This window comes from Frankia canadensis, assembly GCF_900197875.1.
GTDB lineage: Bacteria > Actinomycetota > Actinomycetes > Frankiales > Frankiaceae > Frankia > Frankia canadensis.
The window spans coordinates 1-14,103 of record NZ_FZMO01000088.1 but is presented as its reverse complement, the minus strand read 5'-3'; the positions used below and the strand labels follow the sequence as shown (position 1 = coordinate 14,103).

Annotated in this window: 13 protein-coding genes; 9 read left to right on the top strand and 4 right to left on the bottom strand. The window is 71.9% G+C overall.

Translation table 11 applies throughout. The annotated features are described in order from the left end of the window. The first annotated feature begins 173 nt into the window (after window positions 1-173). Entirely contained in the window at window positions 174-680 is a 507-nt protein-coding gene (locus C1A33_RS09335; RefSeq protein ID WP_101831123.1) for a winged helix-turn-helix domain-containing protein, read from the top strand. A gap of 59 nt (window positions 681-739) precedes the next feature. On the opposite strand, the gene C1A33_RS09330 is transcribed toward C1A33_RS09335, so the two are convergent. Next, on the bottom strand, window positions 740-1,336 hold the full coding sequence (locus C1A33_RS09330; RefSeq protein WP_341477206.1) for a 2'-5' RNA ligase family protein: 597 nt from the start codon (window positions 1,334-1,336) through the stop codon (window positions 740-742). Between the two features lie 160 nt (window positions 1,337-1,496). Between C1A33_RS09330 and tnpA the strand changes: the two genes are divergently transcribed. The 3 genes from tnpA to C1A33_RS09315 all read left to right on the top strand — a co-directional run bounded on the left by tnpA (window position 1,497) and on the right by C1A33_RS09315 (window position 4,325). Then, on the top strand, window positions 1,497-1,919 hold the full coding sequence (gene tnpA / locus C1A33_RS09325; RefSeq protein ID WP_101831122.1) for an IS200/IS605 family transposase: 423 nt from the start codon (window positions 1,497-1,499) through the stop codon (window positions 1,917-1,919). 249 nt (window positions 1,920-2,168) lie between these two features. Continuing rightward, on the top strand, window positions 2,169-3,119 hold the full coding sequence (locus C1A33_RS09320) for an RNA-guided endonuclease InsQ/TnpB family protein (RefSeq protein ID WP_243407353.1): 951 nt from the start codon (window positions 2,169-2,171) through the stop codon (window positions 3,117-3,119). 192 nt (window positions 3,120-3,311) lie between these two features. Further along, window positions 3,312-4,325, top strand: a complete 1,014-nt coding sequence (locus tag C1A33_RS09315; protein ID WP_101831121.1) for a Gfo/Idh/MocA family oxidoreductase — start codon at window positions 3,312-3,314, stop codon at window positions 4,323-4,325. A 49-nt stretch (window positions 4,326-4,374) separates the two neighbouring features. On the opposite strand, the gene C1A33_RS09310 is transcribed toward C1A33_RS09315, so the two are convergent. After that, complete coding sequence (locus tag C1A33_RS09310) at window positions 4,375-4,806, bottom strand: MarR family transcriptional regulator (protein WP_101831120.1); 432 nt, start codon at window positions 4,804-4,806, stop codon at window positions 4,375-4,377. A gap of 409 nt (window positions 4,807-5,215) precedes the next feature. Between C1A33_RS09310 and C1A33_RS09305 the strand changes: the two genes are divergently transcribed. The 4 genes from C1A33_RS09305 (at window position 5,216) to C1A33_RS09290 (ending at window position 10,647) form a co-directional block, all read left to right on the top strand. Next, window positions 5,216-6,982 (top strand): sensor histidine kinase, encoded by a 1,767-nt coding sequence (locus tag C1A33_RS09305; protein ID WP_101831119.1) that lies wholly within the window; start codon window positions 5,216-5,218, stop codon window positions 6,980-6,982. Window positions 6,983-7,028: 46 nt separating this feature from the next. Then, window positions 7,029-7,766 carry a response regulator transcription factor gene (locus C1A33_RS09300; protein WP_101831118.1) on the top strand — a complete coding sequence of 246 codons (738 nt, stop codon included), beginning with the start codon at window positions 7,029-7,031 and terminating at the stop codon, window positions 7,764-7,766. Window positions 7,767-8,040: 274 nt separating this feature from the next. After that, on the top strand, window positions 8,041-9,408 hold the full coding sequence (locus C1A33_RS09295; RefSeq protein ID WP_101831117.1) for a citrate synthase: 1,368 nt from the start codon (window positions 8,041-8,043) through the stop codon (window positions 9,406-9,408). Between the two features lie 249 nt (window positions 9,409-9,657). Further along, entirely contained in the window at window positions 9,658-10,647 is a 990-nt protein-coding gene (locus C1A33_RS09290; RefSeq protein WP_101831116.1) for a spirocyclase AveC family protein, read from the top strand. Between the two features lie 357 nt (window positions 10,648-11,004). On the opposite strand, the gene serC is transcribed toward C1A33_RS09290, so the two are convergent. After that, on the bottom strand, window positions 11,005-12,135 hold the full coding sequence (gene serC / locus C1A33_RS09285) for a phosphoserine transaminase (protein ID WP_101831115.1): 1,131 nt from the start codon (window positions 12,133-12,135) through the stop codon (window positions 11,005-11,007). Continuing rightward, window positions 12,128-13,237: a citrate synthase 2 gene (locus C1A33_RS09280; RefSeq protein WP_101831114.1), complete on the bottom strand. Its 1,110-nt coding sequence runs from the start codon at window positions 13,235-13,237 to the stop codon at window positions 12,128-12,130. Before C1A33_RS09280 ends, serC begins: the two co-directional genes overlap by 8 nt. 277 nt (window positions 13,238-13,514) lie before the next feature. Here C1A33_RS09280 and C1A33_RS09275 point away from each other — a divergent pair, with 277 nt between their 5' ends. Next, window positions 13,515-14,003, top strand: a complete 489-nt coding sequence (locus tag C1A33_RS09275) for a toll/interleukin-1 receptor domain-containing protein (protein WP_243407352.1) — start codon at window positions 13,515-13,517, stop codon at window positions 14,001-14,003. Window positions 14,004-14,103: the final 100 nt, after the last annotated feature.

Sequence of the window (14,103 nt, the reverse complement as noted above, 5' to 3'; positions counted from 1 at the left end):
GATGCGCTCAATGCCGGGCGGGTCGCCGCCGGACGCCCGACCCGCACGCACGGGCCACCCGCGGCGACCCGCCCGGCATTGAGCGCATCCGCTCGCGCACCGCGTCTCGACCCGCAGTCTCGTGATCATCCTTCTCCCGGCGACGGGAGAACCCACTGACCGAAAGGCCAGCGATGCCCCCGCAGACGACCCTCCTCCCGTACCGGGCGTCCCGCCTGGCGGCCGCGCCGACTCGCCCGCCCCTCGCCGCCCCGCCCCTCGGGTCGCCGTCTCTCGCGCCGGCGACGCGCCCCCGCGCGGCCTTCCCGGCCCAGGCACTCCCGCGGGTCGCCGCGGCGCCGGCCCGCCAGGTGGCGCAGACCCCGCCCGGCCGCGGGGTCTGGATCGACCGCACCGCCTGGCTCGCGACCGTCGACGGCCGGCCCCTGGACCTGACCTACCTGGAGTTCGAGGTGCTGGACTTCTTCGTCCGCCACCCGGGTACCGCGCACAGCCGCCAGGGCCTGCTGACCTCCGTGTGGGGACACCGGGCCGACGACGAGTCCGCGCCCGACCTGCGCACGGTGGACGTCCTCGTCACCCGGCTGCGGCGCAAGCTCGGCCCGGACAACCGGTACCGGATCGAGACGATCCGCCGGGTCGGCTACCGCTACCGCCCACTCGACGCCGACGCCTCCTGACCCCGCCGACACCGGTCGCCGGCACACCGGCACACCGGCCGCTCACCGGCATGCCGTCCTCACCGGCCGGTGAGCGGCCAGCCGGCCTCCTCCGCGTAGATCGCGGGGGTGCCCGGCGGGCCGTTGACGCTGCTCATCAGCACGAGCCGGTCGATCGTCCACGGCATCGGCGCGACGGCCGCGCGCAGCCGGTCGACCAGCGGCGCCAACTCCCGGCGGGCGTGGTCGGGAACCCTGGCGAGGGTGAGATGGGCGCGCAGCGGCCGGGCGTCCGCCTCGGGGGCGGCCCGGGCCCGCTCGGCCGCCCGCCGCACCCCGGCGGCCAGTCCGGCCAGGTCCCTGCCCGGGCCGGGACTCCCGCCACCGCCCTGACCGTCGCGCTGGCCGCGGACCTCTCGCACCTGGGTCCACAGCACCCGATCACCGAACCGGCCGCCGCCGACGGTCTCGACCGGGATCGGGCCGTGTCGGGCTGCCACCCGGGCGAGGCGGGCGTCGAGGTCCGCACGCCGCTCGTCCGGTACCGGCCCGAGGAACGCGAGAGTCACGTGCCACCGGTCGGGTTCGGACCAGCGCAGGTCGGGAGCCGCCAGCCGGACCGGGCGCGTGGCCGCCCGCAGGTCCTCGACCATCCGCCCCGGCGGCAGCACCGCCACGAACAGCCGGGCGCTCAGCGAGCGTCCCAGGCTGGCCAGGCAGATCTCGCGACGGCGGCCTCCATCCGTGACCTCCAGAGGGGACTGTCGCCTTCAGGCGACAGGGGAATCCGGTGCGGACCGCGACGATTATACCGGCGTTGCTGGTATAACCGATGGCATGGGGCGGCAGGTGACCGCAGGGGCAGGCGGGGTCTACGACCTCGGCTACCACGTCGTCTGGTGCCCAAAGTACCGCCGGGCTGTTCTCGTGGGTCAGGTTCGCGACCGGCTGGACGCGCTGGTTCGCGAGAAGTGCGCCGAGCACGACTGGCCGGTCGTCGCGCTGGAGATCGAGCCCGACCACGTGCACGTGTTCGTGAGGGCTCATCCGAAGCACTCCCCGTCGTACATCGCCAACCAGATCAAGGGCTTCACGTCCCACGAACTGCGCGGCGAGTTCGCGCACCTGCGCTCCCGGCTGCCCACGCTGTGGTCCCGGTCGTACTTCGTTGCCACGGTCGGCGCGGTCTCGGCTGAGACGGTCCGGCGGTACATCGACACGCAGGACGAGCGGCCGTGGCGCAAGGGCGTGGCCCGGTGAGGCGGACGTACAAGTTCCTACTGCGCCCGACAGGGCATCAGGTCGGATCGCTGCACGCGATGCTCGACGACCACCGCGATCTCTACAACGCCGCCCTTCAGGAGCGCCGTGACGCCTACCGGCACCCGTCGAAGACGGCGATCCGCTACGGCGACCAGTCCGCCCAGCTCAAAGAGATCCGCGCCTACGACCCGGACCAGGCCCGCTGGTCGTTCTCCTCCCAGCAGGCCACGCTGCGCCGGCTGAACCCTGGCGTTCGCCGCGTTCTTCCGCCGCGTCGAGGCGGGTGGGGCACCCGGCTACCCGCGTTTCAAAGGTGCCGGCTGGTTCGACACCGTGGAGTGGCCGAAGGACGGGGACGGCTGCCGCTGGAACTCCGACCCCCACCATGCGACCCAAACCCGGGTACGACTCCAAGGCGTCGGCCACGTCAAGGTCAACCAGCACCGGCCGGTACGCGGCACCGTCAAGACCGTCTCGGTCAAGCACGAGGGCACCCGCTGGTATCTGATCCTGTCCTGCGACGACGTTCCCGCCGTCCCGCTGGCGCCGACCGGCGCGGTCGTCGGCGTCGATCTGGGTGTGGCGTCGCTGGCGACGACCTCGGACGGGAAACAATACGGCAATCCGCGCTTCCTCGAACGGGCCGCCGGCAAGCTGGCCGATGCGCAGCGGGACCTGGCACGGAAGAAGCGTGGATCGAAACGGCGCCGCAAGGCCGTCGCCCGGGTCGCCAACCACCACCGGACCGTCGCCCGGCAGCGCGTCGACCTCGCGAACAAGACCGCCTGCGAACTGGTCGCCGACCACGACCTGATCGCCGTCGAGAAGCTGAGCATCAAGGGCATGACCCGCCGGGCCAGGCGCAAGCCCGACCCCGACAGGCCGGGGGCGTTCCTGCCCAACGGCCAGGCCGCCAAGGCCGGACTGAACCGCTCGATCCTCGACGCCGGGTGGGGGGTGTTCCTCAACGTGCTGCGCGCCAAGGCTGAAAGCGCCGGACGGGTCGTCGTCGAGGTGAACCCCCGCCACACCTCCCAGCGGTGCGCCCAGTGCGGGCACGTCGCCGCGTGGAACCGGCCGACGCAGGCCACGTTCCTGTGCGTGACGTGCGGGCACACCGCGCACGCCGACGAGAACGCGGCCGTCAACATCCTCAGGGCGGGGCTCGCCCTTCAGACCGACGCTCAGGCGGCCTGAGAAGCCACCGGCTTCAGCCGGTGGAGGAGTCTCACGCCCGTCAACCTACCGGGGGCCTGGCCTCCCCCGGCGCTCGCGGCGTCCGCCCACCGCCCGCAATCCCCCCGACGCGGGCGCCCGCCCGGCACCCGCCGGTGACCCGTACCGGGTGCCTCGGTGACCGCGCCGCCCGCTGAGGGCACTATCAGAACCGTGACGACGCTCCCCGAGCTGGTCCCGCCTCGCGACCCGGCGCTGGCCGTGAGCTGGCGGGAACTGCGGCGCGTGATCCGCCGCCGGCAGCCCGACCTCCCGCTCGCGATGGCCCTGGTCACCGACGGTTCGGACAGCACGACGGCCGGGGTGCTGCGCGACGCCGGTGTCGACGTGGTGGGCCTGCTGGCCCCGGAACCGCTGGAGTCGCTGGCCTGGGCCGCCGAGGCGGGCGTCCCGCGTGCCTACGCCGACCTGCTCGCGCTGCTCTCCGACGACATCGAGGCCGTCTGCGTCGAGACCCGGCCGCCCGGCGCCGACATCGTCGCCCGCCGGGCCGCGGAGATCGGCCTGCATGTCCTGTTGGCCGGGCCGGGCGGCGCCGAGGCGGAGACCCTGCGGGCGGTCGCGGACCTGGCCGAGGAGGGCGACGTCGCCCACGTGGTCGCGCTCGACGGCCGGGCCTGGCCGGCGGCGACGCACGTCGCGGCGACCGTGCCGTCGCTGGGCCGGCTGACCCAGATGACCGTGGTCGGGGCGCCCACCGGGCCGAGCGGCCGGGTCGAGATCGTCGATCTCGTCATCCGCTGGTGCGGTGAGATCCTCGCGGTCTGCGCCGATCCGGCGGCGATGCCGGCGCCCACGCTGACGCCGGACGCGCCGGTGACACTCGCCCTGCTCACCGCCAGCGGCGCCACCGTCCTGATCAACGAGCGGATGGGCGGCGATCTGGGTACCGCCACCATCACCGTCTGCGGGGAGGAGGGGCGGGTCGTGGTGCAGGGGCGACGCGTGCGCCGGCAGGACGATGCCGGCGTGCGGGACATGCTGATGCCGACCAGCCCGACCGCCCGGCCCGGGCTGATGGAGGCGACCTACGACGTCGTGCGCGCCACCGAGCTCGACGACACCCGCCTGGTGCGGGGCGCGACGTTCCACGACCTGCTCGCCGCGAACCGGCTGCTCGCCGCGGCCGGCACCTCCCACCGGCGGGGAGGCTGGGTCGAGCTCTGACGGAACACGCACCGCCCACCACCCGACGGCGCACCCGCCGTCCGCGGCGTCAGGAGCCGGCGAGCGCGTCGAGGATCGGCGCCGCCCGGGTCAGCGCGGCGATCTCCTCGGTGGTCAGGGCGGCCAGCCGGTCGGTCAGCCATTCGTCCCGGCGCCGCCGGTCGTCGCTCAGCAGCGCACGCCCCCGGTCCGTCACCTCGACGATCACCTGCCGGCCGTCGGTCGGATGGGACCGGCGCTCGACCAGCCCCTCGACCGCGAGGAAGGCGATCACCCGGGTCATCGACGGCGGCTGGACCCGCTCGTGCGCGGCGATCTCGCCCAGGGTCATGGGACCGCGCCGCCCGAGCGAGGCCAGCACGGAGGTCTGCGTGGGGGTGAGGCGGCTCGACCTCTCCTGGCGCATCCGTCGGGACAGGCGCATCACCGACAGCCGCAACGCGGACGCGAGTTCGGCGTCACGCGCCGTTCCGGTCTCCATCTCCTGACGGTACTCGCCGGCACCGTCCGGAATCTCTTCGTGGTCCGCGGGAAATCGTGCGCCCGGAGCGCGCGGCGGTCACAGGCCAGCCCGCACACCCGCGCGAACACCTCCCGAACCCGGACTGAACGCGCCCCGAACGGGCTGGCGAACGAATGCCGGGGAGGGCCGGCCACCCCCCGGCGGCAGCCGACCCTCGTACGGCCGGCGCCCGCCCGCGGAGCGCGACCACCGTGGACACCGATTCCGTGCAACCAGGTTCCACCAGTGCCACCACCGCTGGCTTCGGGGAGAGCTCCACACTTCTCCGGGGGATCACCAGCGATCGGGTGGGGGGTAACCCGCAATCCGCCGCCGTCTGTGTGCGACCCTTGGCGGGTGAGTTCCTGGCTACATAACGTCGACTGACGTGCCGCATCCGCGCCTGCCCAGCCTCATGTCCGCCTGTGCCGCCCGGCACCGGACGTGGTGCCTGGCCATCGGCGGCACGGCGGCCGCCGTCGCCGCGGCGGCCTGCCAGTGGCCGGCGTTCGGTCCCAGCCCGGTTCCCGCCGCGGTGAACGTCTCGGTCACGGTGGCGTTCGTGCTCACCGCCGCCCTGCTCAACGGCGAGGAGTCGCTGGGCAGCGTGACCGGCGCGCTCGTCCTCGGTGGCCTGCTGTGGGCGCTGTCCTTCACGTCGGCCTGGGACGGCGGACCGTCGGCGCTGATAGCGACGTTCTCCTACGCGCACTTCTGGGTCTGCGTCGGCTGGGGCGTGCTGCGCTATCCGACCGGGCGGCTGCAGAACAACACCGAACGCGTGCTGCTGGGCGCCGCGGTGCTGTTCGTCCCCGTGGCGAACATGGCCCAGCTCGGCATCGCGCGGCCCGAGTGGCTCGGATACACGCATCCGGACGGCCTCTGGTGGTACGGATCCCCGGTCGACCACGGGATGTACGACATCCTTACGATCGGGCTCGACACCATCACGGTCGCGCTCGCCGCGATGTTCCTGGTCGTCATCCGGCACCGGCTGCGGCGGTATTCCGAGCTGGATCGGCGCATCTTCCGCCCGGTGGCGTTCGCGCTGCTGTTCGCGTTCCTCATCGCCGCGGCGGTCAACACCGTCTCCTATATTCCGACCAGCCCGCACATCGGCGCCGAGTTCACCCTGGTGTCGCTGACGCTGCTGCTCATTCCGGTGGCGTTCGCCGTCGCCGTGCTGCGCAGGACCTTCGTCCGCGCCCGGATCGCGCAGCAGCTCGCGAGCCTGCCGAGCCCGCCGACGGTGGGCGCCGTGCGCGACGCGCTGCGCATCGCGCTGCACGACGACTCGGCCGAGATCCTGCTGTGGCTGCCGGACGACGGCCACCACGCCGACGGCGACGGCATCGCGCGGCAGCCTCCGCACCCACCCGACGCCGACCTGATCATGGAGGTGCGCACGGCGGCCGGTGCGCCGCTCGCCCTGATCACCGCCGCGCCCGCGATGCGCCGCAACCAGGACCTCGTCGTGGCGGCGGTGCAGGCCTGCGTGCTGGCCCTGGAGAACGCGCGGCTGCACGCCACCGTCGCCGCCCAGCTGGACTCCGTGCGCGCCTCCCGGGCCCGGCTGGTGGAGGCGAGCCTGCACGAACGCCGGCGGCTGGAACGCGATCTGCACGACGGCGCGCAGCAACGACTGCTGGCCCTGGCGACCAGGCTGGGACTCGCCCGGACGAAGGCCACGGACCCCGATACGATTTCCGCGATCGAGGCCGCCCGCGAGGACCTCCGCCACGCCCTCGCGGACCTGCGCAGCCTGGCACGGGGGATCCATCCGGCCGTGCTGAGCCAGGGCGGGTTGCGGCCGGCCCTGGAGGTCGTCACGGCAGCGCTGCCGGTGGAGGTCGAGCTCGACGTCTGCGCGCAGCGGTTCGACGCGGTCCTGGAGGCGGGTGCCTACTACACGATCTGTGAGGCTCTCGCGAACACGGTCAAGCACGCGGGGGCGACCCGGGCGACGGTGTCGGTGCGCCAGATGGGTGACGCCGTCCGCATCGATGTCATCGACGACGGCAAGGGCGGCGCGACGGCGGCCGAGGGCGGCGGGCTCGCCGGTCTCGTCGACCGGGTCCGGGCGCTCGGCGGCGCGCTCGTGATCGCGAGCCCCTCGGGCGGCGGCACCCGCCTGACGGCGAACATCCCGTGCTGACTCACCCGCCCCACCCGAATCCCAACCCTCAGGAGGGAACCAACCCGTGCGGGTAGCGATCGCGGATGACTCCGCCCTGTTCCGGGAGGGTCTGGCGATGCTGCTGGCGAGCTCCGGGGCCGAGGTCGTCGCGCAGGCGGCCACCGCCGACGAACTGGTCAGCGGACTCGACCGGAGCCGGCCGGACGCAGTGATCATGGACATCCGGATGCCGCCGACGTACACGGACGAGGGTCTGGTCGCCGCGGAACGGATCCGCGCACGCCACCGCGGTGTCGCCGTGCTGGTGCTGTCGACGTACGCGGAGACGCCGTACGCGCTGCGGCTGCTGGGTGGCGGCGGCGGGGGGCTCGGCTACCTGCTCAAGGACCGGGTCGACGACGTCGCCGCGCTGCAGGACGCGCTGCGCCGGGTGGTCGAGGGCAGGCTCGTCCTGGACGAGGAGATCGTCGCCGGCCTGCTGGCGCACCGGCGGCACGCCGACGAGCTGGCCCGGCTGACCCCGCGGGAGCGCTCCGTGCTCGGCCACATGGCCGAGGGCCGCTCCAACCAGGGCATCGGCTCCCGGCTGCACCTGGCGCCCAAGACCGTGGAGAACCACATCGCGGGGGTGTTCGCCAAGCTCGGGATGCCGGCGTCCGGGGACGACAACCGGCGGGTGCTCGCCGTGCTGGCGTGGCTGCGCGCCACCCCGCCCGAGCCGCGCCCGGTCGGCGGGCGTGGGGCCGCCGCCGCGACCGCCGCCGGTCCGGACCATCGGGGCGACGCGTCCCCTTTCGGGTAGCTCGGCGCCGATTCGTCGCCGGCCGCGGGTGGTTCTCACCCAGCGTGTCCCGCCACGCCGGCCATGCCCTGGGAACCAGCTGTCCCATAAGGGGTGGCGTAGCACACGTGGGACGAGGCTCACCGATCACGGGCATGTGCAGGCGCGAGCGGCCAGACTTGGGAAGAAGCATGTGAGCCAGCAAACCGGAGTGAGCGCTCCATACCCGGATGCGCGCCCCGGCTGGGGCCAGAGCCGTGCATGGACGGCATCGCCACCGCGAGAGGAGCCCGGCGTGTCCGAGCAGGTCAGCACACTGACCGTTACCGACAACCGAACCGGAAGGACCTACGAGATCCCGGTCTCGGACGGCACGGTACGCGCGAGTGCGTTCCGCTCGATCAAGACGAGCGACGACGACTTCGGCCTGATGGCCTACGACCCGGCGTTCACGAACACGGCCAGCTGTCGCAGTGCGATCACCTACATCGACGGTGACGCAGGCATCCTGCGCTACCGCGGCTACCCCATCCAGGAGCTCGCGGAGAAGAGCAGCTTCCTCGAGGTCGCCTATCTGCTGCTGGCCGGCGAGCTGCCCTCGGGCGACGAGCTGTCGACCTGGGAAGACGAGATCACGCACCACACCCTGGTGCACGAGTCGATCAAGAAGTTCATCGACGGCTTCCACCACGACGCCCACCCGATGGGCATGCTCGTCTCCAGCGTGGGCGCGCTGTCGACCTTCTACCCGGACGCCAAGACGATCGACGACCCGGGCCTGCGGCGGCTGCAGATCGTCCGCCTGATCGCCAAGATCACCACGCTGGCGGCGTACTCGTACCGGCACTCGGTCGGCTTCCCGTACGTGTACCCGGACAACGACCTGTCCTACGCCGGCAACTTCCTCAACATGATGTGGAAGGCCACCGAGCTCAAGTACGAGCCGGACCCGAACCTCGAGCACGCCCTCGACGTGCTGTTCATCCTGCACGCCGACCACGAGCAGAACTGCTCGGCCAACGCGATGCGCGCCGTCGGCAGCTCCCAGGCCGACCCCTTCTCCGCGACGGCCGCCGCCATCGCCGCGCTCTACGGCCCGCTGCACGGCGGCGCGAACGAGCAGGTGCTGCGGATGCTCTCCGAGATCGGCTCGGTGGAGAACATCCCCTCCTTCATCGCCCAGGTGAAGGACGGCAAGAAGAAGCTGATGGGCTTCGGCCACCGCATCTACAAGAACTATGACCCGCGGGCCCGCGTCATCCGCCAGGTCGCGGACGAGGTGTTCAAGGTCACCGGCACCAACCCGCTGCTCGACCTCGCGATGGAGCTGGAGCGGATCGCGCTGGAGGACGAGTACTTCATCTCCCGCAAGCTCTACCCGAACGTCGACTTCTACACCGGCATCATCTACCAGGCGATGGGCTTCCCGGTGGAGATGTTCCCGGTGCTGTTCGCCATCGGCCGGATGCCCGGCTGGCTCGCCCAGTGGGAGGAGGGCCTGCTCGACCCCGAGCAGAAGATCGCCCGTCCGCGCCAGCTGTACGTCGGCTACGACCAGCGGCCCTACGTCCCGATGGACGAGCGCTCCGCCGGCGTCGACTCCGACGCCGACCCGATCGCCGCCCAGGCCGCCCAGGCCGCCCCGGAGCGCCCGCTGCGCTGACGGTCGCGAGGGACTCCTGACCGAAGTCCCCGCCGGGATGCGCGGAATCCCCGCTCCACTCCGCCCGTCCTGGCAGCAGTACCAGCCGTGAGGTGGCCGGCGGGCCCTCCGCTCGCCGGCCACCGTCGTTTTTGCGGCTCATCGGGGCGACGATACCGGTGGCCACTGCTGAATACCGGTGCTATCTTACGGCCGACGTGAGGATGCCTCACGCCGATTCCGTATCAGTGGCACCGGGAGAAGCTGGCCATGACTGTGCAGCTCGAACAAAGCACGGTGACGGAGACCCGGGCGCCGCGGCGGGTCCCACCGGTCGTCTGGTGGGCGCTTCTGGGCGCCGTCTTCGTCGTCGTTCAGCTTTACACCTACGGTTCGTGGGTTCTCTCCGACGGCTTCCACCCGACGCACACCGGCGTCGACCGGGTCCCCACCTACTCGCGGGTCGTGATGCGGGTGTTCGAAGTCGTCAGCACGGTGTCGCTCGCCGGCGCGCTCGTCTGGTTCGTGCGCGGCATCCGGAAGTCCGGCCGGATCGACGCCACCCGGCTGATGATGATCGGCTGGCTCTCCGCGTACTGGCTCGACCCGTTCCTCAACTTCCTGCGGCCGATGTTCACCTACAACGCGGCCCTGGTGAACATGGGGAGCTGGGCGAACTACATCCCCGGCTTCCGGACCCCGCACGGTGACCGCATCGCCGAACCGCTGCTGGTCGACCCGTCGAGCTACTTCGTCTCGTTCACGCTCACCGCCCTGTCCGGCGTGTGGGCGATGCGGAAGATCAAGGAGCGGCGCCCGGACGTCAGCCGGACCGTGCAGACCCTCGTCTCGGTCCCGGCGATCTGGATCTCGATGGGAGTGCTGGACGTCGGGGCCACCACGCTCATGCACTTCGACGGCTGGCTGATCACCAACCACAGCCTGTCCCTGCTCGGCGGCGGCTACGACCAGTTCCCGCTGTACGAGTTCCTGGTCTTCCCCGCGGCGTTCGTCGCCTGTGCCCTGCTGCTCTACCACCAGGACGAGAAGGGCCACACCGTCATCGAGCACGGCCTGGTTCAGCTGCGGACGGCGAGCTGGGTCCACACGGCACTGCGGATCCTCGCGTTCGTCGCCTTCTGCAACCTGGCGAACCTGATCTACACCACGATCATGGGCCTGATCGCCCTCGTCGGCGACCCCTGGCCCGTCGACACCCCCTCCTGGCTCTCCAACAACCTCACCCCCTTCCGCGGCTGACGGCTCCTCGCCGCCCCCCGCGCACGGCTGCCATCAGCGCACGGCTGCGGGTCACGGCAGCGTTCCGACAGCGGGTCATGCGGCGGGTCATGGCAGCGTCCCGGCAGCATCACTGCGGCCCGTGTCGCGAACAGGGCGACAAAACGGACACGGCACGCCGAGTTCGCGAGCGGGCCGGGGAGAGATCGCAATCCCCGGCCCGCCACGCCGCGCAGCGCCCGTGGCGTTGGCGGACCCCCGAACGTCAGAGGCGCTGGGCGGACACCGCGACGCCAGAGGCGCTGGGCGGACCTCCGAACGTCAGAGGCGCTGGGCGAGCTTCCTCGATGCCAGAGGCGTTGAGCGGGCTTCTCGACGCTAGAGGCGTTCTACGACGTAGTCGATGCTGGCGGTGAGGGCTTCGACGTCGGCGGGGTCGACGGCGGGGAAGCAGGCGACGCGGAGCTGGTTGCGGCCGAGCTTGCGGTACGGCTCCACGTCGACCACACCATTGGCCCGCAGCACCTTGGCGACCGCGGCGGCGTCCACCTCGTCGAAGTTGATGGTGACGACGACCTGGGAACGCTGCGCGGGGTCGGCGACGAACGGCGTCGCGAACGCCGTCTTCTCCGCCCAGGTGTAGAGGATCGACGACGACTCGGCCGTGCGCCGCACGCACCAGTCGAGGCCGCCCTGGCCGAGCATCCACTCGATCTGGTCGGCGAACAGGAACAGCGTCGACACCGCGGGGGTGTTGTACGTCTGGTCCTTCACACTGTTGTCCAGCGCCGTCGTCAGGTCGAGGAACGGCGGGATCCACCGGTCGGTCGCGGCGATCTCGGCGAGACGCCCGATCGCCGCCGGCGACATGAGCGCGGTCCACAGACCACCGTCGGAGGCGAAGTTCTTCTGCGGCGCGAAGTAGTAGACGTCCACCTCGCTGACGTCGACGGGCAGGCCGCCGGCGCCCGAGGTGGCGTCGACCAGGTGCAGCGCGCCGTCATCGACCCCGGCGCCGGTCGGGCGGCGCACCGGGCGGGCGACGCCGGTGGACGTCTCGTTGTGCGGGGTGGCGTAGACGTCGATGCCCGCCTCGGGCGCCCAGTCCGGGTGCGAGCCGGGCGCCGAGGAGACGACCGACGGGTCGGCGAGGAACGGCGCGCCCTTCGTCGTGTCGGCGAACTTTCCGCCGAACTCGCCGAAGACGAGGTGCTGGGAGCGGGTGCGCACCAGGTTGAACACGGCCGCGTCCCAGAACGCCGTGGCGCCGCCGATGCCGAGCACGACCTCGTACCCGGCGGGCAGCGAGAACAGCTCGGCGAGCCCGGCGCGGACCCGGCCGACCAGGCTCTTCACCGGCTTCTGCCGGTGCGAGGTACCGAGGTAGGTCGGGCCGCTGGCGGCCAGCGCCGCGACCGCCTCCGGGCGGATCTTCGACGGTCCGCAGCCGAACCGGCCGTCAGCCGGGCGCAGGTCCGCGGGCAGCGCGATCGCGGGCACGTCAGCCACGAGGCACCTCCGGCAGGACGTCGCCGAGCGGGCGCGGCTCGGGGCCGACGTAGCGCGCCGACGGGCGGATCAGCCGACCGGTGCGCTGCTGCTCGAGGATGTGGGCACTCCAGCCCGCGGTGCGGGCGCAGGTGAACATGGACGTAAACATATGAGCCGGGACCTCGGCGAAGTCCAGGACCACGGCCGACCAGAACTCCACGTTCGTCCGCAGCGGACGGTCCGGGAAACGGTTGGTCAGTTCCTCGATCGCGGCGGCCTCCAGCGCCTCGGCCACCTCGTAGCGGCTGGAACCGAGGTCACGGGCGGTGCGCCGCAGCACGCGGGCACGCGGGTCCTCGGCCCGGTACACCCGGTGCCCGAAGCCCATGAGGCGCTCCTTGCGGTCCAGCGCGCGCCGGACGTAGCCGAGCGGGTCGCCGGTGCGCTCGACCTCGTCGAGCATGGCGAGCACCCGCGACGGCGCACCGCCGTGCAGCGGGCCGGACAGCGCGCCCACGGCCGCGGACAGCGCCGCCGAGGCGTCGGCCCCGGTGGACGCGACGACGCGGGCGGTGAACGTGGAGGCGTTCATCCCGTGCTCGGCGGCCGACACCCAGTAGGCGTCGACGGCCTGGACGTGCTTGGGGTCCGGCTCGCCGCGCCAACGGATCATGAACCGTTCCGTTATGGTCCGCGCCCGGTCGACCTCCTTCTGCGGCACCGCCGGCTGGCCGAGGCCACGCGCGGACTGGGCGACGAACGACAGGGCGACCACCGACGCCCGCGCCACGTCCTCCCTGGCCTGCTCCGAGGTGATGTCGATCAGCTGGCCCATGCCCCAGTACGGCGCGAGCATCGCCAGGGCGCTCTGCACGTCCACCCGGATGTCGCCGGAGTGCACGGGCACCGGGAACGGCTCGGCCGGCGGCAGCCCCGGCTCGAACGACCCGTCCACCAGAAGGCCCCAGACGTGGCCGTAGTCCACCTTGCCGACAAGATCCTCGATGTCGACGCCGCGGTACCGCAGCGCGCTACCTTCCTTGTCCGGCTCGGCGATCTCCGTCTCGAAGGCGATCACACCTTCCAGACCGGGCTTGAAATCGCTTGTCTTCTCGGCCATCGAGTCCGGATCTCCGCTTCTGTCCGTGAGTTCAACCGGCGGCCCGTCTGCGTGCTGCCCCGTCGGTCCTGCTCCATCCGATCCTGCCCCGCGCCATCCGGACGCGCCAGACCGCAGCCGCCCCGTCGACGACCGGCGGCCCCGCACCGACGCCGCGGGTCACACGGAGAGTTACCGATGGATCACGTAAACATTACAATATGATATAGATCATAGTCGTTTTGCCCGATTCATTAACTATTTGCACGAAGCTGCCGCATGTTGCGAGAGGGGAGGCATGCGGCCCGGGATCACCACGCGCTACGGTCGACACGAAGCACACGGGAATGCCAAACGGGCATGCCGCGCTTCGGACTGGACCGAGAAACCCGGGGAGATCATGGCGTTCGTCTTCATCAGTCACCGGGCCGCCGACGTCGCCACGGCGGAACGTCTCGGGCGTGCGGTCAACGCCGTCGGCCACGCGGTGCATCTCGATCGGTGGGAGGTGCGTATCGGCGACAGCGTGCCAATGTTCATGAACGAAACCCTGGCGACCGCGGACTTCCTCCTGCTCGGCCACTCGACCCTCGGCATTCATGCGCCGTGGGTCGCGCAGGAATTCCTTCCGGCGCTCGCCCTGGAACTCGCCGGCCGCGGCATCACATTGCTTCCCGCGGTGCTGTCGGGCACCGAGGCGCCGATGCGGATCGGCGGCCGGCCCTGCACCGATCTGACCGTCGACTGGGACCGCGGCGTCTCCGCCCTCCTGCGCGAGCTCGGCTGACCGCCGCGCCCTGCTGGCACGATCCTGGGATGCCCCGCCTGCCACGGCCCGCCGCAGTCCCGCGGGATCGGGGGCGTCCTCGCGGCTGGCTTCCGCGGAC